Below are 22,862 nucleotides of genomic sequence, written 5' to 3' on the forward strand. Positions count from 1 at the left end.
AATTCGGGACGCCCGTCATTCGACTGCACGAAATTGCCGCAACATCGCGGCAAGGAATACGAAGGCTTCTACAAACGGTTGGACGATTCTCCAAAGAAAGAAACGATCCACGTTCAAGGTCAGAGTTCGGGATGGCGATCGCATATCTTGCCGTCCCTCGAAAATTGGTTCTCCCACCTAGAAACTCGCGTCGATGAGCCGGTCGATGTCACTGTTGTAGCGGGGCATGACGCCGAGCATCGGCGCGGCCCTGCGAATGATGTTGCCGACGGTCGGCGCGGCATTGAGGCCCGCGACCGCGCTGTAGGCGCCCTCTTCCTTCTGGGGCTCGTCCAGCACCACAAGCACGATGTAATCCGGATCGTCGATCGGAAACGCCGCGAGGAAGGCATTGCGGCGCTTGTCGTTGGAATAGCGCCCGTTGACAACCTTCTCCGCCGTGCCGGTCTTGCCGCCGACGAAATAGCCGGGCACGTCCGCCCGCTTGCCCGAGCCCCTGCGGTCCTCAACGTTGAGCCGCATCAGATAGCGCATTTCCTTCGAGGTGCGTTCGTTGACGACGCGCTTGGCCATCGCCTGGGCTTCCTGCCGGCTGCGCGGGAAGAAGGTCGGCTCGATGAGATAGCCGCCGTTCATGATCGCCGCCGCGGCGACCGCCGTTGCCAGCGGCGACACGGAGATGCCGTGGCCGAAGGAGACGGTGATGCCCGTCAGTTCCGTCCAGCGGCGCGGCAGCAGCGGCGCGGCGATCTCCGGAAGTTCGGTCTGCACCTTGTCGAGAAGTCCGATCCGGCCGAGGAAATCCTTCTGTCCGTCGACACCGACCCGCATCGCCTCGTGCGCCGTGCCGATGTTGGAGGAGTAGATGAACACCTCCGGCACCGACAGCGGCCGGTACTTGCCGTGGAAATCGTGGATCGTGCGCCCGCTGACCCTGAGCGGCTTGGAGGCATCGATCGTGTCCGTGATCTTGATCGCGCCATCGTCAAGCGCCATCGCCGTCGTGAACAGCTTGAAGGTCGAGCCCATTTCGTAGACGGCCGCCGACGACCGGTTGAGCCGGTTCGGATCGAGCGCCTGGGCCGGATCGTTCGGGTCGTAGTCGGGAACCGACGTCATGGCGATGACCTCGCCGGTGTGCGCATCGAGCACGATCCCGGCGGCCGCGATGGCGTGGTAGCGCTCCATCGCCTGCGAGATCTCGTCGTGAACGACATGCTGGACGCGGGCGTCGAGCGACAGCGTGATCGGCTCCAGGTTCGGCGTCGAGGCGAAGCCGAGCTGATGCAGGTCGCCCAGCCATTGGTCGTCGATGTATTTCTCGATACCGGCAATGCCCTTGTTGTCGATGTTGACGTGACCGGTGACATAGGCCGTCGAGTTGCCGGCCGGATAGAAGCGCTTGTTTTCGCTGACGAAGCCGATGCCGGGAAGACCGAGGTTGAAGACCTTGTCGCGCTGTTCGGGCGTCAGTTCCCGGCGCAGCCACTGGAAGCCGGCATTGGAGGCAAGGCGCTTGCGCACCTTCTCGTCGCCAAGGTCAGGAAAGACGGTGGCGAGCTTCTCGCTGGCCTCGTCCGGATCGACGATGCGGCGCGGCTCGGCAAACAGCGAGGCCGTCTTGATGTCGGTCGCAAGGATCACGCCGTTGCGGTCGAGGATGTCGGGGCGGGCGGCCGCGATCTCGCTGGCCGGCGCCATCAACGGCTTCGGCTCCTGCGCGAAGCCGAGGAGAACCAGCCGGCCGGCGATAACCACATAGACGAGCGCGAAGGCACCCTTCGCGAAGACGACACGTCCCCGCGTGACGTCGCCGATACCGCGACGGCGGCCTGCGGGCTTCGCATTGCCGGACCGGCTCTTGCCGGGAAAAAGGCTCTTGAGACGCAACGCCATATCCTAGTCCTCCACCTCCGGTTCGGGAGGCTCCGGGGCCCGGCGGACGGAGCCCGTGACAATCTCGTCGTCCTTCTGGCTCGCCTCGGCGCCCGCGCCGGCAATGATGCTGGCGTCTGGAATGTCGGCGATCGTGGCAAGCTGGGACGGATCCATCGGCTGCAGATGCAGCGTGTCCTGGTGCCGTGTGACGAGTTCCTGCAGGCGCTCCGGCCGGGTCAGCGCGGCCCAGGTCGCCTTCAGCAGGCTGATCCGCTCCTGCTCGGCGGCGACATCGCGTTCCAGCGCGCTCACGCGCTCGGCCGCGGCCTCCGCCTCGTATTTCATGTCGTAGACGGCGGCGGCAGCGAGCACCATCAGGCAGACCAGCAGAAGATTGACGATCCGGCTCATGACGTCGCTCATGCCTTTCGCGCCGATGCGGCCATCGGCAATTCGGGAAGTTGGGGAACGCCGAGGTCGGCAAGATCAAGGGCACGCGCCGGTGCCGGCGTGCGCACGGCAAAGCGCAGCCGCGCCGAACGGGCGCGCGGATTGCGGGCAACCTCGACCTCGGAGGGTTCGATGCCCGAGCGCTTGCGCATCTCGAAGGTCGGCGGCGCGACGGCGACATCGGCCATGTGGCGCGAGCCTTGCGCGCTCGTCCGGCTGCGCTCCTGCAGGAAACGCTTGACGATCCGGTCCTCCAGCGAATGGAAGGAAACGATCGCGAGACGCCCGCCCTCGGCAAGCAGCCGCTCGGCGGCGGCAAGGGCAAGGCCGAGTTCGTCGAGCTCGCGGTTCACGTAGATACGGATCGCCTGGAAGGTGCGCGTCGCCGGATGGCTCTCGCCGAACCGCTTCTGCCCGAGCACACTCTCGATGACCGAAACGAGATCCGCCGTGCGCTCCAGCGGAGCGTTGTCGCGGCGGCGCACGATCGCCCGGGCGATCTGTCCCGCGCGCCGTTCCTCGCCGAGCACCGAGATCACCCGCGCCAGGTCGCGCCCGTCGAGTTGATTGACGACGTCGGCGGCGGACGGCCCCTCGCGGCTCATGCGCATGTCGAGCGGTCCGTCGAAACGGAAGGAAAAGCCCCGGTCCGCCTGATCGAGCTGCATGGAGGAGACACCGATGTCGAGCACGATGCCGTCGACGGAGGCAAGCCCGCACTGTTCGGCATGCGCTTCCATGTCGGCAAAGCGGCCGTGGACGAGATCGAGCCGCCCGCTGGACGAGGCGACGAGGTCGGCCCCGTTGGCGATCGCGGTCGGATCCTGGTCGATGGCAATAACGCGGCCCGCACCAGCGGCGAGGATCGCGCGGGTGTAGCCGCCGGCCCCGAAGGTGCCGTCGATAACGCTCGCGCCGTCGAGCGGCTGAAGTGCACCGAGCACCTCGTCGAGGAGTACCGGAACATGACGCTCGTCGGATGCAGTTGCCAGAACGGGATCGGTCATGCCGCGCCCTCCCCGGCAGGCGAAGCCTCGGCCTGTCGCCCGTCCGCGCGGCGTAGCGCCAGCAAACGACGGCGCGCCGTTTCGCGATGCTCCCGGAAGCGGCCTGGCTCCCAGATTTGGAACTTGTAGCCGAGCCCGACGAAGGAGACCTCGTCGGCAATGCCCGCCATCTCGCGCAATTCGTCGGTTAGCATCACCCGCCCCTCGCCATCGAAGGACAGATGCGCCGATGCGCCATAGAAGGCGGTGGACAGAAGATCGTGGTCTTCGCTGAAGGGCTTGAAACCGGAAAGCTGGCGCTCGATCTCGCCAAGCAGCCCATTGCCGCCGGCGTCGAGCGCGGCAAAATCCAGCGACGGATAGCAGTGCAGCCCCTCGAACCCGTCGGCGGCCAGCACCTGACGGAAGGCGGCGGGGACGGAAACCCGCCCCTTGCGATCGATCCTGTTGGTATAGCTGGAAACGAAGCCGTTCATGAGGTCCCACGCAAAACGCAAATCGCCGCCCGGCACATCCTGCCGGGGCAAATCGCAAAGCCTACGGACGGAACGGCGATCGCCCGCCCTCCGCTCCCATGCGGCAACAACGGGGCTGCGCCGGTGCTGAAGCACCGCCGGAAACCGCGGAAAATTGCGGTTAATGTCCGCCATGCGAATAGGATGGCTTGGGATAACATGGGCATACATGGGCGTCAATGGAACCAGCCGGACCATCCCGCCGCAATTGGCGGGCTTACCCCATTGAAACACCGTTAAGCTTAACAAACCGTTGGCATCGGCTTCGGAAGGGCGCGAACTTGATTCAAAATGAGACGTCCTGTTTACGAATTGAGGCAGGACTTGTGCGCCGCGATGCCGCGCGCTCCCCTGCCCGCCCGGCGCTTGCATCCGCGCCCGGTTGCGGAGAAAGTGCGCGGAGAACATAAGGCTCACTGACGAGATGAACGGCCGCCGGGCGCCAGCCGGACGGCCGAAGGACAGGAAGACCGCATGACCGACACACCGGCGGCCCCGCTTCGGGCCTTCGAGGATTTCACGGCCGGCGAGAGCGGAACGCTCGGCACCGTCGACGTTACCCATGACGAGGTGGTGGAATTCGCCAGCCAGTTCGACCCGCAGCCCTTCCACCTGGAGGAAGAGGCCGGCAAGGCAAGCCCGCTCGGCGGCCATGCGGCAAGCGGCTGGCACACCGGCAGCATGATGATGCGGCTGATGGCTGAAAACCTCCTCAACATATCCCGCTCGATGGGATCCGGCGGCATTCAGGATCTGAAATGGCTGAAGCCCGTGCTCGTCGGCGACACGCTGACGGCGGGCTACGAGATCACCGGCGTCCGCCCCTCCGCCTCGCGCACCGACCGCGGCTATGTCGACATGAAGCTCCAGATGGTCAACCAGCGCGGCGAGCGCGTGATGTCGTTCCTCTGCACCGTCATCATGGGGAGGGCCGGCTGATGGGACTTGAGGCAATCGAGCTCGGCGTTCCGGTCAAGGTCGGCTCCCACACATTCGAGGCCGAGGAAATCATCCGTTTCGCGGAGAAATACGATCCCCAGCCCTTCCATGTGGACGAGGCCGCCGCCCGCGCCTCCCACTTCGGCGCGCTCTGCGCCTCCGGCTGGCACACCTGTTCGGTCTGGATGCGGCTTACCATCACCAACACGCGCAAGAACGGCGGCTTTTCCGGCATCTCCCCGGGCACCAAGGCGATCCGCTGGATGAAGCCGGTCTACGTCGGCGACACGCTGGAGTTCTTCAACGAGGTCACTTCGAAGCGCGAGATGAAGACCCGCCCGGGCTGGGCGCTCATCGAGGTCTTCAGCCACGCCGACAACCAGAACGGCGTCCGTGTGTTTGAAATGGAAAGCACGGTACTGGTGCCCATTGCTTAAATTTTTGGGAACACCAGCCCCCTCACCACAGCACCTGTTGCCTGAGGAAAGCACCTATATCGATCAGCATCATTTAGATTCTATTGCGGCATCCATAGCGATGCAAAGCTTTGCAACCGCCCAAGAACAATTTATAGTCGCAAACAAATTTCTCGACATCGGATGGCGACGTGCTGTTCTCGGAAGCCTTCAAGATCGACCTAAAGGGCGACGAACCTTGGTTCGATCCACTTCTATCGCTTGATACGAAGCTGTACATCGACCCTTTTTTGATCTTCCAAGCTGAATTCGGCCCGTTTACTGGGGCACACGCGGAACTCATTGCTTTTTATGAAACAGCATTTCAACTAGTAGCGGATGCTGGAGAGCAGAAACGAGCACTACCGTGGAACAAGGCTATATCGATACTCGGTACTCCAGAGGTCGAAGAATTCTGTCTCGGATTGACCGCCTCAGGCACACGAGGATCTGGGGCTGCAGCAGGCAAAGCGAAGTTGATTGCCGATGCTTTCCATAGAGCAATTCTATTTGGCTTGGCAAATCCTGATCACTTCGAAACAATACAACTTTTCCAAGAGGGGATTGCAGAGGACACAATTTCTGATGCTGTTGGAAATATTCTGCGGCATCGTTTTGCTAATTATACAAAATTGATATGTGACGAACTTAGCATACCAACTAAGAAACACCCCCACTTGAGAGGCCGCTTTAATATTGAGACACAGCGATGGGAACGCATTGAAGTCGATGCGCCAATCAATCCATTTAGCAATAGGCAAATTCTGCTAGTTCCAAAAGAATATCTTCGCCCCATGCCGACATTAAATCCCGATGATTTTTGGGGGTATTGCTACGATCAAAGCGCGCAAGAACTCCGGACAGAACTTGGACAAGAAATAAGCCGAAACGTAAAAAAGGAAGTAATATTAGAAAAAGCATTGAGAGACTATGAGTCAGTGGAAGAATACATAAGATTTTTGGAGCGCATAGGAGGCGCCCCATATGATTTTGACAGAGATCCAAAAGGCCTTGTCAAATGGTACAATGAATCGAAAAATTTTGTTGAGAAAAATCCAGTAAACTTGAGTTTCAATGATAGTTCCGACTTTCCAGAATTTATAGATAGATTATTGAGCATATTCAAGAATTACGTAGAAAATCATGGAGGATGGGAGTTACTACATAACGATGACGGTCATAGCAAAAGCGAAAGTGCCTGTCAGCGTCTATTTCTTGGAATAGTGCGGCACTACTGCATTGCAAACAACATAGACGTCTCGCCAGAAGTCAATATTGGCCGCGGACCTGTTGATTTTAAGATTTCACAAGGATCAGAATTTACTGCACTAATAGAAATGAAACTGGCCAAGAATTCAAAATTTTGGTCCGGATTAAAGAAGCAATTGCCAAAATATCTCGAAGCCGAAGAAATTCAGATTGGAAGATTTCTTATTATCGCCTTTACAGATTCCGACATTCAAAGGTTGAATGACATTTACAAAGAAGTTTCCGAGATCAACAGCAAGACCGGATATCAAATAAAGCACTGTGTTGTCGAAGCCATGTACAGACCACCATCAGCCTCAAGACTTTGATCGATTACAGCATTTTCAATTCGGTTAAACAACAGGCTTAAATTCTGTGAAACTGAGGCTTAAACGACCATCCGATCGCCGTCCTATGCACCCAAACAGTGCATTCAGCGCATCTATGCTTTCGCTAGACAAGCCACCTCTGCCTCGCCGATCCGGCCAGACAGAGTGCATCATTTTCAACGCTGAAGTGACGAACTGACTTGCTCAGTCCTTGGCGCGTTCGACGTAGGAGCCGTCTTCCGTCATCAGCACCACGCGGGTGCCGGTGCCGATATGCGGCGGCACCATGGTGCGGGCGCCATTGTCGAGGATCGCCGGCTTGTAGGACGAGGCGGCCGTCTGGCCCTTCACCGTCGGCTCGGTCTCGACGACTTCGAAGACGACGCGCGCCGGCAGTTCCACCGAGATCGGCAGGTCGTTGAAGCGGCTGATGCGGCAAACCATGCCTTCCTGCAGCCAGACCTTCTGGTCGCCGATCACGTCTTCCGGCACCGCGATCTGCTCGTAGCTCTCCATGTTCATGAAGTGATAGCCGTCGGCGTCGTTGTAGAGATAGCTGAAGTCCTGGTCCTCGATGAAGGCACGCTCGACCTGTTCGGTCGTCTTGTAGCGCTGCGTCGTCTTCACCCCGTCGGAGATGCGGCGCATGTCGATCTGCGTCGTCGGCGTGCCCTTGCCGGGGTGAAAGTTCTCCGCCGTCAGCACGACGTAGAGCTGATTGTCGACTTCGAGGACATTGCCCTTGCGGACTTGGCTCGCGATCACCTTGACCATGACTTGCCTTCGTTTCTGTCTTTGCCCTAAAGGCTGAATTCCGATGGTGGCGCACGACGGGTCGGTTCACGGTCATATGCATTCATATGAGCGTCGTTCGAACCGCCCGAAGATCTAGGGCCACCGATTGCGCACTCCTCTTGCATTTTCAGCCCCGAAAGGGAAGCCTTTTATGATCGAAGCCTCACCCTGGTGGACGCCCGACATCCATGCCGACCGCCGCCCCTTCCTGCTGGCGCGCGGGCGGATCAAGGCCGCGATCCGCCGCTGGTTCGAGGATCAGGGCTTCGTCGAGACCGAATGCGGCGCGCTGCAGGTCTCCCCCGGCAACGAGGCGCATCTGCATGCCTTTGCCACGACGCGGGTGACGCCGGATCTTGAAGAGCAGCGGCTCTATCTCCACACCTCGCCGGAATTTTCGATGAAGAAGCTGCTGGCAGCCGGCGAGGAGAGGATCTTCGATTTCGCCCGCGTCTTCCGCAATCGCGAGCGCGGATCGTCCCACCAGAGCGAGTTCACGCTGCTGGAATGGTATCGGGCGAACGCGCCCTACGAGGCGCTGATGGACGACTGCGCCGCCCTCCTTGCCCTTGCCGCGCGGACGACCGGCATCACGGAATTTCATTTTCGCGGCCTTGCCTGCGATCCCTTCGCCGAGCCCGAGCGGCTCAGCGTCGCCAGTGCATTCCTGAAGACTGCCCGCATCGATCTTCTTGGCACCCTGACCGACGACCCGGCGGCCGAACCCGACCGTGACGCTCTCGCAAGGCAAGCCGAGGCAAAGGGTTTTCGCGTGACGCCGGACGATAGCTGGACCGACATCTACAGCCGCATTCTTGTCGAGAAGATCGAGCCGACGCTGGGCATCGGCCGCGCCACGATCCTGTGCGAATATCCGGTCTGCGAGGCAGCCCTCTCCCGCCCCCTGCCCGCCGATCCGCGCGTTGCCGAGCGCTTCGAGCTTTATGCCTGCGGGCTGGAACTCGCCAACGCCTTCGGCGAACTCACCGATCCGGCCGAGCAGCGCCGCCGCTTCGAAATCGAGATGGACGAAAAGGAGCGCGTCTACGGCGAGCGCTATCCGCTCGACGAGGAGTTTCTAAGGGCTTTGGCCCATATGCCGCCGTCGTCCGGCATCGCCCTCGGCTTCGAGCGGCTGGTGATGCTGGCGACCGGCGCCACCCGCATCGATCAGGTGGTCTGGACGCCTCTCAAGGATTAGGGCTTGCTGTTGGCTGGAATCGCGGAGACCGACATGAACAACGCAGACACCGATGAGATCGAAACACGGCTGGACCCGACATTTCGCAACGGTTCCGTGACCGCTGTCGGCATCGTCTCCGGCTTCTCCCTGAGCTTCATCACCCGCTGGGCAACCAATCCCGTGCCTTGGGACGTGCTCGACGTCTTTGCTCTCGTGCCGCTCATCGCCGGCACGGCGCTCCAGGTCCTGGCGATCCATATTCTCCTGTCACCGGACAGCTTGAGGCTGAGCGTCTATGGCCGCGCGCGGCGGTCGTTCGTCGTCGGCCTCGTCCTCACCACGATTGGCTGTTCGATCGCCATTGCCGTCGACGCCATCGAGGCGGCTCCCGGCCGTCTGATCTCGTAAGTCCACGCGAAGGAAACCGGTCATGTCTTCGGAACAAAAGCCCACAGTCACCATCGCCTATTGCCGCCAGTGCCACTGGCTGCCGCGCGCTGCCTGGATGGCGCAGGAGGTTCTCCATACATTCTCCGAGGAAGTCGGCGCGGTAACGCTCATTCCCGGCACTGGCGGCATCTATGAGGTCCACTGCGACGGCAATCTCATCTGGGAGCGCAAGCGCGACGGCGGCTTTCCCGATGCGGCCGAACTGAAGCGGCGCATCCGCAACCTCATCGATCCGGACCGTGACCTTGGCCACGTCGACCACAAGGAAGGCCCGGCCGCCGGGGAAGATGGGGGCTCGCACGCATAGAGGGCGAACATATCGTTGGAGAAGTGCACGATGACCGACGACAACAAAAATCCCGAGGTCGACGCCTACCTCGGCCGGCAGGAGGCGTGGCGGCAGGAATTCGAAATCCTCAGAACGATCCTGCTCGGCAGCGATCTGACGGAAGACGTCAAATGGGGCCAACCCTGCTACCGGCTCGGGACGTCGAACGTCGTCCTGATGCACGGCTTCAAGGACTATTGCGCCCTTCTCTTCTTCAAGGGCGCCCTGATGGACGACCCCGCCGGCATTCTGGTCCGGCAGACGGAGAATGTGCAGGCGGCGCGGCAGATCCGCTTCACCGCCGCGCAGGACATCGAGGCGATGCGCTCGACGCTCTCGGACTATGTGAAAAGGGCCGTCGAGGTGGAAAGGGCCGGCCTCAAGGTCGCCTTCAAGAAGACGGCCGAATTTCCGATGCCGGAAGAGTTTCGGGTCAGGTTGAACGAGGCCCCGGACCTGAAAGCAGCGTTCGAAGCCCTCACGCCCGGACGGCAGAGAGCTTACCTTCTGCACTTTGCCTCGCCTAAGCAGTACCAAACGCGACTATCGAGGATCGACAAGTGCGTGCCGAAAATCCTGGGCGGAAAGGGCCTGACCAACTGATACCGCGTCAGGCCGCCGTTTTCGGACGGCGGCTGCCTTCAAGGTCCGGCAGCAGGACCGCGATCAGGCCGATGGCCGGCAGGAAGGCGCAGACTCGGTAGACGAAGGCGATGCCGTACCAGTCGGCAAGTTCCCCCAGCAGCGCGGCGCTGATGCCGGCAATGCCGAAACCGAGGCCGAAGAAGAGGCCTGCGACCATGCCGACCCGGCCCGGCATCAGTTCCTGCGCATAGACCACGATGGCCGGGAAGGCCGAGGCAAGCACCAGCCCGATGACGACGGTCAGGGTGCTCGTCCAGAAGAGATCGGCATAAGGCAGCATCAGCGTGAAGGGCAGGACGCCGAGGATCGAGACCCAGATGACGATCTTGCGCCCGAAGCGGTCGCCGAGCGTTCCGCCCGCCACGGTCCCGGCCGCAACGGCGCCGAGGAACAGGAAGAGGTGAAGCTGCGCATCGCGGATCGAGAGGCCGAAAGTCTCAATGAGATAGAAGGTGTAGTAGGAATTGAAGCTCGCCATGTAGACGAATTTCGAGAAGACGAGTCCGCAAAGGACGCCGAGCGTCAGCAGCACACGACCGCGCGGAAGGTCCGGCTCGGCCGCGACGGGGCGAGGCCGCGCCCGAAGGTCCTTCAGGTGATCCGAATACCAGCGCCCGACAATGCCGAGAACGACCATGCCGACGAGCGCCGCGATGGCGAACCAGGCCACCCTGCCCTGTCCGCCAGAGACGACCACGAAGGCGGCAAGCAACGGGCCGCTCGCCTGCCCGATGTTGCCTCCGACCTGGAACAGAGATTGAGCAAGCCCGTGCCGTCCGCCGGAGGCCAGTCGCGCCACCCGCGAGGCGTCGGGATGAAACACCGCCGAACCGACGCCAACGAGGGCGGCTGCAGCCAGAAGCGCCGGGAACCCGTGGGCCATCGACAGCATGAGAAGTCCTGCCAGCGTGAAGCCCATGCCGACCGCCAGCGCATAGGGTAGCGGGCGCTTGTCGGTCGCAAGGCCGATCGCCGGCTGCAACAGCGAGGCCGTCACCTGATAAGCGAGGGTGATGAGGCCGATCTGGCCGAAGTCCAGGGCAAAACTCGTCTTCAGGACCGGATAGATCGCAGCCAGCAGCGACTGCATCATGTCATTCAGCAGATGCGAAAAACTGAGCGCGCCGATGATGAAGAAGGTCGTCTCGCTCGACGACGGCAACGAAGACGGCTGGGCGAGACTCTTGGACAAGGTGGGACGGCTCCTGCACCGGCCGGCCTGATGGCGACCAGTCGCATAAATATGAAAGTGAACCTTATGGATTGGAAAGCCGGTTTCGGCAAGGCCGGCAGCGCAGAGGTGCAATGCAACCTGGTCAATGCGTCAATCGACGTATTGAGGCACAAAGCCCTTTTGAATCCCAATGGCTTAATGGGTGCATCAGCGGCGTTCGCGCACCCCGTCTGGCACTCCCGGGTCGAAGGCCTGCTGATGCGAGCAGCCTACGAACAACCAGCGAGCCATGTAAAGCACAATAACAACATATAAGCGCGCAAGCCGCGGAGCGGATCACAGTTCTTGGGATCGTTCCAGTATTTTTTGTTCGATCTCACCCAACCGACTGACACAAAATAGTGATCGAAGGATCATCGGCCCGGCAATGAAGTAAAATGATTGAAACAATCGGCAAATTGAACTAGAGAAATTCGCACAATTGCAACAGGTAGGATGAATTGTATCAGGGCGGGGGCCGAATTCTCCAGGGACCGTCGATGCGCCGGAGCTGTCGGTCATTGCGGCAGTCGCCCGACGCGCGTAAACGGATATGTCATTGAATTGACAGAGTTATTTCGGACTCGGCCTGAAAATGCAGGAGAGAGAGAAAATGCGTTCATGATCATCACGCCGCTCCCCAAATTCCCCGCAGGCTGATGTAAGTACCATTCGCAAGCCAGCCACGAGATTCGCATACCATGGATTGTGATTCGCAGTGCTTGGGACAATGCCCGAAGGCGGACGCGCGATGCTGGTGTCCCGTTCGCAAAAGGCACTGAGATGGTGTTCAGGGCGCAGACAGCCGCCGAAGCGTACAGCCACGATCTGCATTTGACAGAAGGTTAAGCGATGCCGACGCCCGAAAAGCAGCGCCACTATCTGGAAGACGAGCTTTATACGCTGATGCGGCAGGACGACCGCATCTTCCGCTTTCTCGAAATCAGCTCGCTGGACGGCATCTGGTACTCGGACCTGATCAACGAAGGCCACGAATGGATGAGCGACCGCTACAAGCAGTTGCTCGGCTATGGCGACGAGGACATCGAGTATTCGAGCGACTGGTGGATGGCGCGTATCCACCCCGACGATCTCATTCTCTCGCGCGAGAACCTGCGCCGCCACATCGAGGATCCGAACCACCCCTACGATCAGGTCGTCCGCTACTTCCACAAGAATGGCTCGACGGTCTGGGTCCGGTGCCGCGGCATCGTGATCCGGGACGATGCCGGCAGGCCCACCCGCCTTCTCGGCGCCCATGTCGACGTCACCGACTTGCGGCGCGCGGAGGAACTGAGCGATGTCAACGCGGACCTGAAGAACAAGAACGAAGCCTTGCGCAGTTTCGCGAGCATCGTCGCCCACGACCTGCAGACACCCATGCGCCATGTCGGCATCTATGCCGGCCTGCTCAGGGAAGTTCTCGGCGACGGCATCGACGACACCGCGAAGGAATATGTCGAGGTGATCGAGCGCGGCGCCATTCAGATGCGGCGGATGGTGCAGAGCCTGCTCGACTTTTCACGCTTTGCCTACACGAACGTGAAGGCGGGCCCGGTGGAACTGGACAGCATCGTCGACGAGGTCAGGGACCTGCTCCGTTTCCAGATCGAGGAGGCACAGGGCGAGATCACGACCGACGGGTTGCCCGAGATCTATGCCGAACGGGCCCTGATCGTGCGGTTGATGCAGAATCTCCTGTCGAATGCCCTGAAATACCGCGGCGACAAGCCGGCCCGGGTGTACATCACCTCCAAGGAAGTCAACCAGCAGTGCGCGATCGTCGTCTCCGACAACGGCATCGGCATCCCGACGGACTACAAGGAAGCCATTTTCGAGATTTTCCGGCGCCTACATCGCGATGAAAAGACCTACGAGGGTCTTGGCGTGGGTCTTGCCATCTGCCGCCAGATCGTCGAAAGCCACGGTGGACGCATCTGGCTCGAAGACGACCAGCCGGAGGAAGGCGCCAGCTTTGCCTTCACCTTGCCGCGCAACGAGGTCGAATTCGTCCGCATGCGGCAGTAATCGCCGGAAGCCTCCCGGCACTCCCCGATCAGGAAGCGTTCAGCACCCTGCCGGCGACCGCGTCAAGCCGCGCCAGAAGTGCCGGATCGCGCGCCTCCGGAGCCGTGATGATGGCAAAGTCGAGCGCCCGGTCCGATCCGATAGGACAGGGCGAATGCTCGCGCGGCAACGCCTTGCAGAGCTGGAGCAGCAGGCCCTGGGCCTTGTCGCGGTTGGCGTGAAGCGTCTTCACGATCGTGGCGACATCGACGGCGCCATGGTCTTCGTGCCAGCTGTCGTAGTCCGTCACCATGGCAACGCCCGCGTAACAAATCTCCGCCTCCCGGGCGAGCTTGGCCTCGGGCATGTTGGTCATGCCGATGACATCGCAGCCCCATTGCCGGTAGAGGTGGCTCTCCGCGAGCATGGAGAATTGCGGTCCCTCCATCGCCAGATAGGTTCCGCCCTGCTTGTGCGGGATGTCCTGCGCCCTTGCCGCGGCCGCGATCGCCTCGACCAGCAGCGGACTGACCGGATGGGCCAGCGAGACATGGGCAACGCAGCCCTTGCCGAAAAAGCTCTTCTCGCGTGCGAAGGTGCGGTCGATGAACTGGTCGACGAGCACGAAGGTGCCGGGCGAAAGCTCCTCCTTCAGCGAGCCGACGGCGGAAACAGACACGAGATCCGTCACGCCCATGCGCTTCATCACGTCGATGTTGGCGCGGTAGTTGATGTCGCTCGGCGCATACCGGTGCCCGCGGCCGTGGCGCGGCAGGAACACCACTTGCAGGTCGTCGATCATGCCGACGCGAACCGCGTCGGACGGCTCGCCCCACGGGCTTTCCACCTCCTGCCATTCGGCATGGCTTAGACCCGGCAGGTCGTAGATCCCGGAGCCGCCGATGATCCCGAGGATGGTTCTTGTCATGTCCGCCGTTCCCGTCCCGGAGACCATCTCTCTCGCCGATCGAGACGATCGCCCGTAGTTGTCCTCACAAACGAAATGCCCCGCGCCGAAGCCGGCACGGGGCATCAAACTGCATCACAGGAACCGCCTGCTCAATGGGCGTCGGCCCAGATGCGGCGCTTCGTCAGATAGAGCAGCACGGCGAAGATCGCGAGGAAGATCATCACCCGGAAGCCCATCTCCTTGCGCGCCACCAGATGCGGCTCGGCTGCCCACATCAGGAAGGCCGAGACGTCCTTGGAATACTGGTCGACCGTCTGCGGCGTGCCGTCCGTGTATTCCACCTGATCCGGCGCCAGCGGCGGCGGCATCTTCAGCGAAATGCCCGCGATGAAATGCGGATTGTAGTAGGTGCCTTCCGGCACTTCGACACCCGCGGGCGGATCCTCGTAGCCGGATAGCAGCGCATGGATATAATCCGGCCCCTGCTCCTGATACGGCAGAACCATGTCGAAGACGAACCACGGGAAGCCCCGTTCCACCGCGCGCGCCTTGGCGATCAGGGAAAGATCCGGAGGCACGGCGCCGCCCATGGCCGCGGCGGCCGCCACGTCGTTGGGAAACACCAGCGGGAAATGGTCCGACGGCTTGGCCGGCCGCTGGAACATGTCGCCGTTTTCGTCCGGATCGGCGTTGGTGACCTCGTACTCGGAAGCGATCTGCTTCACCTGCTCCTCGGTGAAGCCGGGCCCCTCGTGCGATTCCAGCGTGCGGAAGGCAACACGTTCAAGACTGTGGCAGGCCGCGCAGACCTCCCGATAGACCTTGAAGCCGCGCTGCAACTGCGCCTGGTCGTACTTGCCGAAGACACCGGCGAAGCTCCAGTCCTGATACTCCGGATGCTTCAGCGGATAGTGGGCTGTGCCACCTTCGCCTTCCTCCGCGGCCAGGGCGCCACCGGCAAGCCCGAGCCCCATGACCGAGGCAAGGGCAAGGCGGATGAACGTCTTTTTCATCGTATGCTCTTTCATCATCCGTCCTTCCTCAACCACGAGTCTCGGGGCTGGCCGCGGCTCCGGCGGGATGCCCTCCGCCGCCGCCGTGCTTGGCAAGAACATCATCGGCGATGGAAGCCGGTAGCGGCTTCGGCGTCTCGATGAAGCCGAGCAGCGGCAGGATCACGAGGAAGTGGACGAAATAGTAGGTCGTCAGGAGCTGACCCGCGATGATGTAGCCACCTTCCGGCGGACGCGAGCCGATGTAACCGAGGCAAACCGCGTCGGCCACGAAGATCCAGAAGAAGATCTTGTAGAGCGGACGATAGGTGGCCGAGCGGATCTTCGACGTGTCGAGCCAGGGCAGGAACACCAGCACCGCGATCGATGCGAACATCGCGATGACGCCGAACAGCTTGTCCGGGATGGCCCGAAGGATCGCGTAGAACGGCAGGAAGTACCATTCGGGCACGATGTGGGCCGGCGTCGAGAGCGGGTTGGCCATGTTGTAGTTGTCGGGATGGCCGAGGAAGTTCGGCTGATAGAAGAGGAACCAGCCGAAGAAGAGGCAGAAGCAGACGATGCCGAACAGGTCCTTCACCGTCGCATAGGGCGTGAACGGCACCGTATCCTTGTCCGACTTGATGTCGATGCCCGCCGGGTTGTTCTGCCCGACCACATGCAGCGCCCAGATATGCAGGACGACGACGCCAGCGATCATGAAGGGCAGCAGGTAGTGCAGCGAGAAGAAGCGGTTGAGCGTCGGATTGTCGACCGCAAAGCCGCCCCAGAGCCAGGTCACGATCGGCTCGCCGACGATCGGGAGCGCCGAGAAGAGGTTCGTGATCACGGTGGCGCCCCAGAAGCTCATCTGGCCCCAGGGAAGCACGTAGCCCATGAAGGCGGTCGCCATCATCAGGAGGAAGATCACGACGCCGAGGATCCACAGCACCTCGCGCGGTTCCTTGTAGGAACCGTAGTAGAGGCCGCGGAAGATATGGATATAGACCGCGATGAAGAACATCGACGCGCCGTTGGCATGCATGTAGCGCAGCAGCCAGCCGTAGTTGACGTCGCGCATGATGCCCTCGACCGACGAGAAGGCAAGGGTGACATGCGGCGTGTAGTGCATCGCCAGCACGACGCCGGTCAGGATCTGCGCGACCAGCATGAAGGTCAGGATCGCGCCGAAGGTCCAGAAATAGTTGAGGTTGCGCGGCGTCGGATACGAGACACCCGTATCGTGCATGAAGCTGATGATCGGAAGTCGCTTTTCCAGCCACTTCTCGATCCCCGTCTTCGGCTCATAGGTCGAATGACCGGACATGTTGAAACTCCCTCGCCCGTCTCGTCTCAACCGATCTTCAACTTCGTGTCGGACACGAAGGAATAGACCGGAATATGCAGGTTCTCAGGCGCCGGCCCCTTGCGGATGCGGCCGGCCGTATCGTAGTGCGACCCGTGGCAGGGGCAGAACCAGCCACCGAAATCGCCCTGCTGGCCAAGCGGGATGCAGCCGAGGTGGGTGCAGACACCGATCATGACGAGGAGGTTCTCCTGTCCCGGCGCAGCGCGGTTCTCATCCGTCGCCTCGGAGCCATCGGGCAGGTTGGCGTTGCGCGCGTTGGTGTCGCGCAACTCGGCCAAGGGCACATCCTTGCCTTCCTCCACTTCCTTTTCCGTCCGGTTGCGGATGAAGACGGGCTTGCCGCGCCATTTGGCCGTGATCGACTGGCCGGCCTCGATGGCACTGATGTCGACCTCGATGGAGGCCAGCGCGAGCGTGGACGCATCAGGGTTCATCTGGTCGATAAAGGGCCAGATGGCACCGGCCGTCGCAACAACGCCGACGGCTCCAGTGGCAATATAAAGAATATCCCGGCGGGTTGGTTCAGCCATGTCGCTGGTCGCAGCCAAGGTTGGCTCCTTTCGCACTCAATCCTCGCCCCGGACTGATCGTCGAGAACCACCGACGTCGGCCAAGGCCTCCCTGCCGCCGTTTTGTGAAACCGCAGCAACCCTCGTTCAGATCGTATTGGGAACGGAGAAAGCTTAAGGCCTGACAGACCTTGTCCCCCCGCTGCCAGATGGGCGTTTTTCTTGCACCCTTTTGAGACTCTGTCCAGATCCGTGCAGGCTTCTCTCGAAAAGTCCCAAACAAATTTATGTCCGAGACCGGGGCATAGAACAATCGTCTATTCGGCACAATTCCGTCAAAATCCCAAGGTGGGCGAACAAATTGCCTGCCCTGGCGAAAAGCGCCTATTCCGCGGCGTGAACGTCGACGGCCATGTCCGCACCCAGAAAACCGCCGGTCTGCCGGGCCCAGAGGCGCGCATAGAGCCCGCCGCTGCGCATCAGTTCGCCATGCGTGCCCGTTTCCACGATTCGACCTTTGTCCAGCACGACCAGCCGGTCCATGCGCGCGATGGTCGAAAGTCTATGCGCAATGGCGATAACAGTCTTGCCTTCCATCAGCACCGCAAGACTGTCCTGGATCGCCGCCTCGACCTCGGAATCGAGCGCCGACGTCGCCTCGTCGAGGACGAGGATCGGCGCGTTCTTGAGCAGGACCCGGGCAATGGCGATCCGCTGGCGTTGTCCGCCGGAGAGTTTCACGCCCCGCTCGCCCGTGTGGGCGTCATAGGCCTTGCGGCCGCGTGCATCGACAAGCCCCTGAATGAACCCGTCCGCCGAGGCGAGCCGTGCCGCCTCGATCATCTCCTCGTCGGTGGCCTCCGGCCGGCCGTATTTGATGTTGTCGCGGATCGAACGGTGGAGCAGCGAAGTGTCCTGCGTAACGACCGCGATCGCATCCCGCAGTGTATCCTGCCGCAGCGAGCGCACATCCTGGCCGTCGATGAGAACCGCCCCGCCCTCCACGTCGTGGAAGCGCAGGAGCAGGTTGACGAGCGTCGACTTGCCGGCCCCTGAAGGCCCGACGAGGCCGATCTTCTCGCCCGGCCGGATGGTGAGGGCCACCTCCTCCACCGCGCCCGAACCGCGACCATAGTGGAAGCGCACGTGGTCGAAGCGAATCTCGCCAGCGGTCAGCGCCAGCGGCCTTGCGTCCGGCGCGTCGACCACCTGGTGCGGGACGACCAGCGTCTCCAGAGTGTTGTCGATCGTGCCGATTGCCTCGTAGAGATCGGAGAGGTTGCCCATCGTCATCTGAGACAGGGCATGGATGCGCGAGAGCATGGCGATGGCGCCGGCGATGGCGCCGGCCGAAATCTCGCCGCTCTGCCAGAACCAGATCGCCATCAGCGTGACGGCGGAAATCAACGCCCCGTTGATGATCCAGAGCGTTAGCGACATGCCCGTTGAGAGCCGGAACTGCTCGTAGGAACGCTCCAGCCCGTTCTGCATCGCGTCGAGGATATAGCCGTCGTCGCGTTCCTGGCCGGCGAAGAGCTTGACCGTCTGGTGATTGGTGTAGCTGTCGACGAGGCGGCCGTTGAAGATCGAGATGGCCTCGGCGAGGCGGCCGGCATTGTCCCGCTTCAGCGGTAGCGCGCGCCGGAGAAAGATGGCGTAGGCGCCAAGCCACAGGAAGATCGGCAGCACCAGCCAGGGATCGGCCGACGCCAGCATGACGCCGGTGCCGACGATATAGACCACCACGGACCAGATCTGGTCCGTGGTCATGCGCACGATGGTGCGGAAGGCATTGCCGGCCTGCCCGACCTTGGCGGCGATCCGGCCGGCGAAATCGTTCTGGAAATAGCCGACCGAGTGACGCGACACATAGGCATGCAGCCGCCAGCGAACGAGCGTGCCGACAGAAGCGCCGAAGGCCTGGTTGCGGAAGAGAAGCTGGACGAAACCGAGCACCGGTCGACCGACAAGGAGCAGCGCGACATAACCGGCGATGTCCCAGAAGTGGGTCACGAAAAGTTCGGCCCTGTTGTCCGGCGTGGCAAGATCGACCAGCCGCCCGACATACCAGAGAATGAACACCTCCAACGTGGACGCGACCGCCGAAAAGAAGGCCAGCCCCAGGATCACCGGCCAGATTTCCTTCATGATCGAGAGCGCGAAGGCGACAAATCCGGTTCCGGGGCGGATGGGCACCTGCCGCTCGGGAAGCCGGAAAGGATCGATCAGGGATTCGAAGACGCTGAAAATCTTGTGCATGTCGTTCAATTTAGCATCGAATTGGGCCGGGAACAGGGGAGCAAGGGGAATTGATCCCGGCGCCCGGAGGACCTATGCAGGCACAGGGATCACGGGCTTTGCTTCTTGGCCTCCGCAGCCGTCGACCCAAAACTGTGACAGAGAGAGCGAGGTCCCGGGTTGGATCGAGATCGCCATGCAGCCATGGATCCCATCACGGACGAAATTCCGGGTCTGGTCTGGGCCTATCGCTTCGACAGCGCGGGCCACTGCGCTCCGCTCAGCGGCACCTTCGGCGAGATAGCGATCCCGCCGAGCGGGTTCCTCTGGCTGCACCTGTCGGTCACCGATATCCGTCTGCCCGGGTTCCTGGAGCGGCTCGGCCTTCCCAAGTCGGTGACGACGACGCTGCTTCAGCGCGAACTGCGCTCCATGCTGTCGTCCGGCGAGGGCTATGTCTACGGCGTGCTGCCGGGCTTTGAGGCCGATTTTGAAAAGAGCGAGGAAGAGCCCGCGCCGATCGGCTATTTCCACCTCGCCGTCGGCAAGGGCATCGTCATCACCACGCGCATCCGCCCGCTGAGGTCCTTTTCCGCCATCCACGGGGCGATCAGGAACGGCATCGCGCTCGAGCGTCCCGCTTCCCTCTTCACCGCCGTCATGGACGCCTTCCACGCCGAAGCGGTCAAGATGGTGGCAAGCCTCACCGACGAGATCGACGACATCGAGGACGGCGTCTTCGACGAGAAGGTCCACGACGAGCGCCAGCGCCTTGGCCGCATCCGCCGCCGCCTCGTCTCCGTCCATCGCAACCTGCGTTCGGCGACAAGCCTTGCCGAAAGTCTCGACGACGACGCCATCGAAACACTGCCCGAGGGGATGGAGGCCGCCGCCAACCGGGTCGGCCAGCAACTGAACATCCTGGACCTTGAGGTGACCTCGCTTCAGGACCGGGCAAGACTCGTGCAGGAAGAGATCACCACGCAGCTCTCCTGGGAAATGAACCGGCTGCTCTTCGTGCTCTCCGTCATTTCCGGTCTGCTGCTGCCGCCGACCCTCGTCACCGGCTTCTTCGGCATGAACACGCCGGGCTTGCCGTTCGTGAGCTTCGCCCACGGCACGCTCGTCGCTCTCCTGATCGCCATCGCCTCCGGCGCCTTCGTCGGCTGGCTGATGATCCGCGCCGGCATGCTGCATTTCGGCCGGCGGCGATAAGGCGACCGTCTACTGGCCGAGGCCGTTCTCCGCGATAAATTCCATCGAGCTTGGGATCTTCGCCGCGTCGCGCAATTCCAGAACAAGGCGTGGCTTTTGCGGCAGTTCGGCAATGGCCCTGAAGACCGCGTGCCAGCGGATTGTGCCCTCGCCGATCCCCCAGTGCCGGTCGGCATAGCCATCGGCATCCTGAAGATGGACGTGTTCGAGCAGAGCGCCGGCGTCCTTGACGAAATAGTCGACCGGCGCGGCGCCGTTGCTGCCATGCGCATAGTGGGCGTGGCCCGTATCGACGGAGAGCCTCACGGCGTCGGACTGAAAACTCTCGACGAGAAGACGCCGGCGTGAGGGATCGACATCGTCGATATTCTCGATGACGAGAGCAACGCCCAGGTCCTCGGCGCGCCGGACCACGGCCTTCATCGTGTCGTGGGTCGCCTCCAGCACCGGGCTCCAGCTGTCCGCATAGTTGCCGGAGTTGTTGTAGTCCCAGGCGGTCAGGGGCGAATGCACCACCATATGGGTGCCCTTGATGTAGTCGCAGACATCGAGCCCCTGCATCAGGCGCCGTTCCACCAGCCGGCGCACATCGGGATCGAGCGAGTTGATGGTAAAGCCCCAGAACGGCCCGTGAATGCCGATGCGGCCCTTGTGCCCGTCGAGGAGCCGCTTGGCCTCGTCCGCGATCGGCGTCCAGTCGCCGTTCAGAACTTCGGCCTTGTGAAAGCTCTGAAGCTCAAGATCGCGATCCTTCTCGAACAGCCAGTCGCGATACTCGGCTATGGTCTCGACGGGTAGGCAGGCGCCGATGACGGGCAGCGTAACAGTCATGAGGAGGAAACCTTTTCAGGGAGATACGGAAGAGACTCGATCTTCCCCTGATAGCGCGCCCGTAAAACGGCTTTGTGAAAGCCGCCTCATTCCCATCGCCTCGAACCATTGCCCCAACCAGGGCTCAAACCAGCGAAAGCAACGTTCCGCCGACCGCGAGAACCACGACCACCACCCACGGCGGCATCTTCCAGACCGTGAGCAGCAGGAAACCGGCAAGCGCCAGCGCAAAATCCCGGGGCGACAGGACGGCGCTGGTCCAGACCGGGCTGTAGAGGGCCGCGCAGAGGATACCGACCACGGCGGCGTTCGCCCCGCGCATGGCGGCTTGCGCGCTGGGCCGCGTCCGGAAGGCATCCCAGAAGGGCAGCATGCCGTAGACAAGCAGCAGGCCCGGCAGGAAGATCGCGACAAGCGCAATGGCCGATCCCGCAACACCGCTCGGCGCCGGCGCCATGGCCGCGCCGAGATAGGCGGCGAAGGTGAAGAGCGGCCCCGGAACCGCCTGCGCCAGACCATAGCCCGCGAGGAAGGACTCATTCGTGACCCATCCAGGCGCCACGACCTCGGCCTGCAGCAACGGCAGCACGACGTGGCCGCCGCCGAAAACCAGCGCGCCGGAGCGGTAGAAGGCATCGAACAGGGCAAGCGCCGGGGAACTGGTCGCCACGGCCACCAGAGGCGGGATCACGAAGAAAATCGCGAAGAACCCAAGCGCAATAATCGCGTTTCGGCGCGAAACCGGAAACGCAAGTCGGCCGGGCGATGCACTCACCTCCGCCCTGCAGAATTGAAGCCCGGCGACGGCGCCGAGCGCGATCGCCCCGATCTGGCCGAAGGTGCCGCCGATGAAGACGACAATGGCGACGGCGGCAAGCGCGATGGCAGCACGCTCCCGATCCGGCGTGAGAGACTTCGCCATGCCCCAGACCGCCTGCGCGACGACCGCGACGGCGACCAGCTTCAGGCCGTGGAGAACGCCTTCCGCCACCGGGCCGGTGAAGGCGGAAGCCCCCAGCGCGAAGGCGAGCAGGATGAGGGCCGAGGGCATGGTGAAGGCGAACCAGGCCGCCAGCCCACCCGCGAGGCCGTTGCCGCGCAGGACGCCGAGCGAAAAGCCCACCTGGCTCGACGCCGGGCCCGGCATGAACTGACAGAGCGCGATCAGGTCGGCATAGCCGGCCTCGTCCATCCATTTGCGCCGGATCACCAGTTCGTCGCGAAAATAGCCGAGATGGGCGATCGGCCCGCCGAATGACGTAAGCCCGAGCTTGAGGAACACGCGAAAAACCTCAAGTGCCGAACCCTCGGTCTTTCCCGCCTCGGAAAGGCTTTCGTCACCCGCGCTCATCATGC

At 62.1% G+C, this 22,862-nt stretch carries 23 protein-coding genes; 10 read left to right on the forward strand and 13 right to left on the reverse strand.

Annotated elements, in window-relative coordinates; all coding sequences use genetic code 11:
- Nucleotides 1-177: 177 nt before the first annotated feature.
- From HDIA_RS14985 to mraZ, 4 genes are read right to left on the reverse strand one after another with little or no spacing between them, the layout of a single operon-like run.
- On the reverse strand, nt 178-1,896 hold the full coding sequence (locus HDIA_RS14985; protein WP_099556896.1) for a peptidoglycan D,D-transpeptidase FtsI family protein: 1,719 nt from the start codon (nt 1,894-1,896) through the stop codon (nt 178-180).
- Between the two features lie 3 nt (nt 1,897-1,899).
- Complete coding sequence (ftsL, locus tag HDIA_RS14990; RefSeq protein WP_099556897.1) at nt 1,900-2,301, reverse strand: cell division protein FtsL; 402 nt, start codon at nt 2,299-2,301, stop codon at nt 1,900-1,902.
- Nucleotides 2,298-3,335 carry a 16S rRNA (cytosine(1402)-N(4))-methyltransferase RsmH gene (gene rsmH, locus HDIA_RS14995; RefSeq protein WP_099556898.1) on the reverse strand — a complete coding sequence of 346 codons (1,038 nt, stop codon included), beginning with the start codon at nt 3,333-3,335 and terminating at the stop codon, nt 2,298-2,300. The genes ftsL and rsmH overlap by 4 nt, the downstream gene beginning before the upstream one ends.
- Nucleotides 3,332-3,811 carry a division/cell wall cluster transcriptional repressor MraZ gene (gene mraZ / locus HDIA_RS15000; protein ID WP_099556899.1) on the reverse strand — a complete coding sequence of 160 codons (480 nt, stop codon included), beginning with the start codon at nt 3,809-3,811 and terminating at the stop codon, nt 3,332-3,334. Before mraZ ends, rsmH begins: the two co-directional genes overlap by 4 nt.
- Before the next feature lie 513 nt (nt 3,812-4,324).
- Here mraZ and HDIA_RS15005 point away from each other — a divergent pair.
- From HDIA_RS15005 to HDIA_RS25390, 3 genes are all read left to right on the forward strand, one after another.
- A complete protein-coding gene (locus HDIA_RS15005; protein WP_099556900.1) occupies nt 4,325-4,789 on the forward strand; it encodes a MaoC family dehydratase in 465 nt (154 codons plus the stop codon).
- Nucleotides 4,789-5,226 (forward strand): MaoC family dehydratase, encoded by a 438-nt coding sequence (locus HDIA_RS15010; RefSeq protein WP_099556901.1) that lies wholly within the window; start codon nt 4,789-4,791, stop codon nt 5,224-5,226. The genes HDIA_RS15005 and HDIA_RS15010 overlap by 1 nt, the downstream gene beginning before the upstream one ends.
- 170 nt (nt 5,227-5,396) lie before the next feature.
- The gene (locus HDIA_RS25390) at nt 5,397-6,821 is read left to right on the forward strand and encodes a hypothetical protein (RefSeq protein WP_157775673.1); all 1,425 of its coding nucleotides are present in this window, start codon (nt 5,397-5,399) and stop codon (nt 6,819-6,821) included.
- A 204-nt stretch (nt 6,822-7,025) separates the two neighbouring features.
- Here HDIA_RS25390 and efp read toward each other — a convergent pair whose 3' ends face one another.
- The gene (gene efp, locus HDIA_RS15015; protein WP_099556902.1) at nt 7,026-7,595 is read right to left on the reverse strand and encodes an elongation factor P; all 570 of its coding nucleotides are present in this window, start codon (nt 7,593-7,595) and stop codon (nt 7,026-7,028) included.
- Nucleotides 7,596-7,767: 172 nt separating this feature from the next.
- Between efp and epmA the strand changes: the two genes are divergently transcribed.
- From epmA to HDIA_RS15035, 4 genes are read left to right on the forward strand one after another with little or no spacing between them, the layout of a single operon-like run.
- Nucleotides 7,768-8,817: an EF-P lysine aminoacylase EpmA gene (gene epmA / locus HDIA_RS15020; protein ID WP_099556903.1), complete on the forward strand. Its 1,050-nt coding sequence runs from the start codon at nt 7,768-7,770 to the stop codon at nt 8,815-8,817.
- A 33-nt stretch (nt 8,818-8,850) separates the two neighbouring features.
- Nucleotides 8,851-9,207, forward strand: coding sequence for a hypothetical protein (locus HDIA_RS15025; protein ID WP_099556904.1), 357 nt, complete (start codon nt 8,851-8,853; stop codon nt 9,205-9,207).
- A gap of 22 nt (nt 9,208-9,229) precedes the next feature.
- The gene (locus HDIA_RS15030; RefSeq protein ID WP_099556905.1) at nt 9,230-9,556 is read left to right on the forward strand and encodes an Rdx family protein; all 327 of its coding nucleotides are present in this window, start codon (nt 9,230-9,232) and stop codon (nt 9,554-9,556) included.
- Nucleotides 9,557-9,586: 30 nt separating this feature from the next.
- The gene (locus tag HDIA_RS15035) at nt 9,587-10,180 is read left to right on the forward strand and encodes a YdeI/OmpD-associated family protein (RefSeq protein ID WP_099556906.1); all 594 of its coding nucleotides are present in this window, start codon (nt 9,587-9,589) and stop codon (nt 10,178-10,180) included.
- Between the two features lie 7 nt (nt 10,181-10,187).
- Here HDIA_RS15035 and HDIA_RS15040 read toward each other — a convergent pair whose 3' ends face one another.
- A complete protein-coding gene (locus tag HDIA_RS15040; RefSeq protein ID WP_425432951.1) occupies nt 10,188-11,384 on the reverse strand; it encodes an MFS transporter in 1,197 nt (398 codons plus the stop codon).
- Nucleotides 11,385-11,444: 60 nt separating this feature from the next.
- Between HDIA_RS15040 and HDIA_RS25605 the strand changes: the two genes are divergently transcribed.
- Together HDIA_RS25605 and HDIA_RS15045 are read left to right on the forward strand one after the other, a co-directional pair.
- On the forward strand, nt 11,445-11,711 hold the full coding sequence (locus HDIA_RS25605; RefSeq protein WP_162292590.1) for a hypothetical protein: 267 nt from the start codon (nt 11,445-11,447) through the stop codon (nt 11,709-11,711).
- A 576-nt stretch (nt 11,712-12,287) separates the two neighbouring features.
- Nucleotides 12,288-13,463 (forward strand): sensor histidine kinase, encoded by a 1,176-nt coding sequence (locus HDIA_RS15045; protein ID WP_099556907.1) that lies wholly within the window; start codon nt 12,288-12,290, stop codon nt 13,461-13,463.
- A gap of 28 nt (nt 13,464-13,491) precedes the next feature.
- On the opposite strand, the gene HDIA_RS15050 is transcribed toward HDIA_RS15045, so the two are convergent.
- From HDIA_RS15050 to HDIA_RS15070, 5 genes are all read right to left on the reverse strand, one after another.
- The gene (locus tag HDIA_RS15050) at nt 13,492-14,370 is read right to left on the reverse strand and encodes an S-methyl-5'-thioadenosine phosphorylase (RefSeq protein ID WP_099558927.1); all 879 of its coding nucleotides are present in this window, start codon (nt 14,368-14,370) and stop codon (nt 13,492-13,494) included.
- A 131-nt stretch (nt 14,371-14,501) separates the two neighbouring features.
- A complete protein-coding gene (locus tag HDIA_RS15055; protein WP_099558928.1) occupies nt 14,502-15,365 on the reverse strand; it encodes a cytochrome c1 in 864 nt (287 codons plus the stop codon).
- Nucleotides 15,366-15,393: 28 nt separating this feature from the next.
- Nucleotides 15,394-16,671: a cytochrome b gene (locus HDIA_RS15060; RefSeq protein WP_099556908.1), complete on the reverse strand. Its 1,278-nt coding sequence runs from the start codon at nt 16,669-16,671 to the stop codon at nt 15,394-15,396.
- A 26-nt stretch (nt 16,672-16,697) separates the two neighbouring features.
- Nucleotides 16,698-17,243 carry a ubiquinol-cytochrome c reductase iron-sulfur subunit gene (petA, locus tag HDIA_RS15065; protein ID WP_099558929.1) on the reverse strand — a complete coding sequence of 182 codons (546 nt, stop codon included), beginning with the start codon at nt 17,241-17,243 and terminating at the stop codon, nt 16,698-16,700.
- A 363-nt stretch (nt 17,244-17,606) separates the two neighbouring features.
- Entirely contained in the window at nt 17,607-19,481 is a 1,875-nt protein-coding gene (locus HDIA_RS15070; RefSeq protein WP_099558930.1) for an ABC transporter ATP-binding protein, read from the reverse strand.
- 183 nt (nt 19,482-19,664) lie between these two features.
- Here HDIA_RS15070 and HDIA_RS15075 point away from each other — a divergent pair, with 183 nt between their 5' ends.
- Nucleotides 19,665-20,675 (forward strand): CorA family divalent cation transporter, encoded by a 1,011-nt coding sequence (locus tag HDIA_RS15075; RefSeq protein WP_099556909.1) that lies wholly within the window; start codon nt 19,665-19,667, stop codon nt 20,673-20,675.
- Nucleotides 20,676-20,684: 9 nt separating this feature from the next.
- Here the strand turns inward: HDIA_RS15075 and HDIA_RS15080 are convergent, their stop codons facing one another.
- Entirely contained in the window at nt 20,685-21,506 is an 822-nt protein-coding gene (locus HDIA_RS15080; RefSeq protein WP_099556910.1) for a sugar phosphate isomerase/epimerase family protein, read from the reverse strand.
- A gap of 124 nt (nt 21,507-21,630) precedes the next feature.
- Nucleotides 21,631-22,857, reverse strand: coding sequence for a chromate efflux transporter (chrA, locus tag HDIA_RS15085; protein ID WP_099558931.1), 1,227 nt, complete (start codon nt 22,855-22,857; stop codon nt 21,631-21,633).
- Nucleotides 22,858-22,862 lie beyond the last annotated feature (5 nt).

Origin of the sequence: Hartmannibacter diazotrophicus, from assembly GCF_900231165.1 — a bacterium.
Lineage (GTDB): Bacteria > Pseudomonadota > Alphaproteobacteria > Rhizobiales > Pleomorphomonadaceae > Hartmannibacter > Hartmannibacter diazotrophicus.

What these genes read in the sequence shown, in the direction of transcription:
- HDIA_RS14985 (WP_099556896.1), bottom strand. Translation starts at nt 1,896, where the DNA reads ATGGCGTTGCGTCTCAAGAGCCTTTTTCCCGGCAAGAGCCGGTCCGGC.
- ftsL (WP_099556897.1), bottom strand. Translation starts at nt 2,301, where the DNA reads ATGAGCGACGTCATGAGCCGGATCGTCAATCTTCTGCTGGTCTGCCTG.
- rsmH (WP_099556898.1), bottom strand. Translation starts at nt 3,335, where the DNA reads ATGACCGATCCCGTTCTGGCAACTGCATCCGACGAGCGTCATGTTCCG.
- mraZ (WP_099556899.1), bottom strand. Translation starts at nt 3,811, where the DNA reads ATGAACGGCTTCGTTTCCAGCTATACCAACAGGATCGATCGCAAGGGG.
- HDIA_RS15005 (WP_099556900.1), top strand. Translation starts at nt 4,325, where the DNA reads ATGACCGACACACCGGCGGCCCCGCTTCGGGCCTTCGAGGATTTCACG.
- HDIA_RS15010 (WP_099556901.1), top strand. Translation starts at nt 4,789, where the DNA reads ATGGGACTTGAGGCAATCGAGCTCGGCGTTCCGGTCAAGGTCGGCTCC.
- efp (WP_099556902.1), bottom strand. Translation starts at nt 7,595, where the DNA reads ATGGTCAAGGTGATCGCGAGCCAAGTCCGCAAGGGCAATGTCCTCGAA.
- epmA (WP_099556903.1), top strand. Translation starts at nt 7,768, where the DNA reads ATGATCGAAGCCTCACCCTGGTGGACGCCCGACATCCATGCCGACCGC.
- HDIA_RS15025 (WP_099556904.1), top strand. Translation starts at nt 8,851, where the DNA reads ATGAACAACGCAGACACCGATGAGATCGAAACACGGCTGGACCCGACA.
- HDIA_RS15030 (WP_099556905.1), top strand. Translation starts at nt 9,230, where the DNA reads ATGTCTTCGGAACAAAAGCCCACAGTCACCATCGCCTATTGCCGCCAG.
- HDIA_RS15035 (WP_099556906.1), top strand. Translation starts at nt 9,587, where the DNA reads ATGACCGACGACAACAAAAATCCCGAGGTCGACGCCTACCTCGGCCGG.
- HDIA_RS25605 (WP_162292590.1), top strand. Translation starts at nt 11,445, where the DNA reads ATGGCGACCAGTCGCATAAATATGAAAGTGAACCTTATGGATTGGAAA.
- HDIA_RS15045 (WP_099556907.1), top strand. Translation starts at nt 12,288, where the DNA reads ATGCCGACGCCCGAAAAGCAGCGCCACTATCTGGAAGACGAGCTTTAT.
- HDIA_RS15050 (WP_099558927.1), bottom strand. Translation starts at nt 14,370, where the DNA reads ATGACAAGAACCATCCTCGGGATCATCGGCGGCTCCGGGATCTACGAC.
- HDIA_RS15055 (WP_099558928.1), bottom strand. Translation starts at nt 15,365, where the DNA reads ATGAAAAAGACGTTCATCCGCCTTGCCCTTGCCTCGGTCATGGGGCTC.
- HDIA_RS15060 (WP_099556908.1), bottom strand. Translation starts at nt 16,671, where the DNA reads ATGTCCGGTCATTCGACCTATGAGCCGAAGACGGGGATCGAGAAGTGG.
- petA (WP_099558929.1), bottom strand. Translation starts at nt 17,243, where the DNA reads ATGGCTGAACCAACCCGCCGGGATATTCTTTATATTGCCACTGGAGCC.
- HDIA_RS15070 (WP_099558930.1), bottom strand. Translation starts at nt 19,481, where the DNA reads ATGCACAAGATTTTCAGCGTCTTCGAATCCCTGATCGATCCTTTCCGG.
- HDIA_RS15075 (WP_099556909.1), top strand. Translation starts at nt 19,665, where the DNA reads ATGGATCCCATCACGGACGAAATTCCGGGTCTGGTCTGGGCCTATCGC.
- HDIA_RS15080 (WP_099556910.1), bottom strand. Translation starts at nt 21,506, where the DNA reads ATGACTGTTACGCTGCCCGTCATCGGCGCCTGCCTACCCGTCGAGACC.
- chrA (WP_099558931.1), bottom strand. Translation starts at nt 22,857, where the DNA reads ATGAGCGCGGGTGACGAAAGCCTTTCCGAGGCGGGAAAGACCGAGGGT.